The sequence below is a fragment of the Winogradskyella sp. genome, from assembly GCF_025210595.1.
Taxonomy (GTDB): domain Bacteria; phylum Bacteroidota; class Bacteroidia; order Flavobacteriales; family Flavobacteriaceae; genus Winogradskyella.
On sequence record NZ_JAOARH010000145.1, the window covers coordinates 1 to 2,748 of the forward strand.

Consider the following 2,748-nt stretch of genomic DNA (forward strand, 5'->3'; position numbering starts at 1 on the left):
ACCATTAAATGAAATTGGATATTCTTTACTACTTTCTACCAAGTGACTTGCTTCAAACACTGGAAATTCAGCTGTAGAAATAGAGTCCTCGTTTCCTAAAGCATTCCATAATTCTTCCGAAATATGTGGTGCATAAGGTGAAATCAATACCAATAAAGGTTGTAAAATGGCTTTGCTTGTACACTTTTGAGCCGTTAACTCATTCACAGCAATCATAAAGGTAGATACAGAGGTATTGAACGAGAAGTTCTCAATATCTTCTTGTACTTTTTTGATGGTTTTATGTAAAGTCTTTAAGTTATCTTTTGTTGGCTCCGCATCTGTAACTTTCAATCCATTATCATCAAAGTATAACTTCCATAATTTCTTAAGGAATCCATGTACACCTGTAATACCAGCAGTATTCCAAGGCTTATATTGCTCTAATGGCCCTAAGAACATCTCGTAAAGACGTAGTGAATCTGCTCCATATTCTGCACAAATGTTATCTGGATTAACCACGTTGAATTTGGATTTAGACATCTTTTCAACCTCGCGCTTAACTTTGAATGTATTATCTTCTTCAGTAATAAAAATTGCGTTATGGAATTCTGGCATCCAATTTTTGAATTCTTCTGTATCTAATTCATCAGATGCATTAACAAAATCCACATGAGATTTAACTGGATTAAAACCTATAACATGATATAGTTCATCAATATTTGCTTCTACATTTGTATCAATAAAATCACTTAACCCTTTTCTTATTTGAGTTGAATAATTTTTATTAATAAAAACTTTCAAATCTTGAGAGGACAACTTATCTAATTCTTCACATACATTCTTAGATATAAATATTGGTTTTAACATTAAAGCCGTTTTATCTTCTCTTGAGAGTATATCATATTTCTCCTCTAAAACATGTACATTAGGTTCATATTCTAATCTGAAAGCAAAAGCACTCGTTCCCAAGATCATTCCTTGGTTAATCAGCTTTTTAGCAAACTCATCATGGTTAACATAACCTTTATCAAACATAAACTTCTGCCAAAAACGTGAGTATAATAAGTGCCCTGTGGCATGCTCACTTCCTCCAATGTATAAATCTACTTGCTCCCAATAGTTCATCGCTTCTTTAGAGAAAATAGCATCATCATTTTGAGGATCCATATATCTATTAAAATACTGTGAGCTTCCTGCCCAACCAGGCATCGTATTTAATTCTAATGGGAAGATCGTATCGTTATCAATCTTTTCATTTTCAACAACAGCATTAGTAGTCGTATCCCAAGCCCAAACTTTAGCATTACCTAATGGTGGCTCACCTGTTTCGGTTGGTAAATACTTTTCTACTTCTGGTAATTGAATTGGCAAATGCTCATCTGCAATCATTTGCGGCATTCCATTCTTGTAATATACTGGGAATGGCTCTCCCCAATAACGTTGACGCGAAAATACAGCATCACGTAATCTGTAGTTGGTCTTTCCTTCACCTTGTCCTAATTGCTCCAACTCATAGATCACACGCTTTGTTGCTTTCTTATAGTTCATTCCGTTAATGAAGTCACTATTCGCAATTTTCGTGTTGTCTTTATCTGCAAATGCTGCTTCAGAGATATCTACACCATCAAAAATATTTGGAATCTCAATATTGAAATGCTTCGCAAAATCATAATCACGTTGATCACCACAAGGTACAGCCATAACTGCTCCTGTTCCGTAGCTAGCTAAAACGTAATCTCCAATCCAAATTGGAATTGGTTCTTTAGTAAATGGATGCTCAGCATAAGCTCCTGTAAACACACCAGAAATGGTTTTTACATCTGCCATACGATCACGCTCACTGCGTTTTGCAGTAGCTTCAATGTAAGCTTCTACCTCAGCTTTTTGCGCTTCAGTTGTGATTTTAGATACTAAATCGTGTTCTGGTGCTAAAGTCATAAAACTCACACCAAAAATCGTATCAGGACGTGTTGTGAAAACTTCTATGGTATGAGATTCTTCATTATCCACAGATTGCTTCGCTTCACTCGCAATGACGTTAAAGATTACAGACGCTCCAACAGATTTTCCAATCCAGTTACGCTGACTTTCCTTTAATGAATCGGTCCAATCAATAGTTTCTAATCCTTGTAATAAACGCTCTGCATACGCAGAAATTCGCATTGACCATTGGGTCATTTTTTTACGCACTACAGGATGGCTTCCACGTTCAGACAAACCATTAACAATTTCATCATTAGCTAAAACAGTTCCTAATTCCGGACACCAGTTTACTTCTGTCTCCGCTAAATAGGTTAATCTATATTGTAATAAAATTTCTTGTTGTTGTTCAGACGTATAGTTATTCCAATCATCAGCAGTAAATACTTCAACGGCATCATCACAAGCTGCATTGACGTTAGCATTTCCTTCTGCTTCAAATATTGAAACTAAGCTAGAAATAGCTTCTGCTTTATCAGTTTCATTATTGTACCAAGAATTGAACAATTGAATAAAAATCCATTGCGTCCACTTATAATATTTTGGATCACTTGTACGTACTTCTCTAGACCAGTCAAATGAAAATCCGATTTGATCTAATTGACGACGATAGGTTGCAATATTGGTTTCGGTTGTAATTGCTGGATGTTGTCCAGTTTGAATCGCATACTGCTCTGCTGGTAATCCAAAGCTATCATAACCTTGAGGATGCAATACATTGAATCCTTGATGACGCTTATAACGCGCATAAATATCTGAAGCAATATAACCTAGTGGATGTCCAAC

Annotated in this window: 1 protein-coding gene; it reads right to left on the bottom strand. The window is 35.7% G+C overall.

Annotated elements, in window-relative coordinates; all coding sequences use genetic code 11:
- A partial coding sequence (locus N4A42_RS13815) for a class I tRNA ligase family protein (RefSeq protein ID WP_294075186.1) occupies positions 1–2,748 on the bottom strand: 2,748 nt, incomplete at both ends.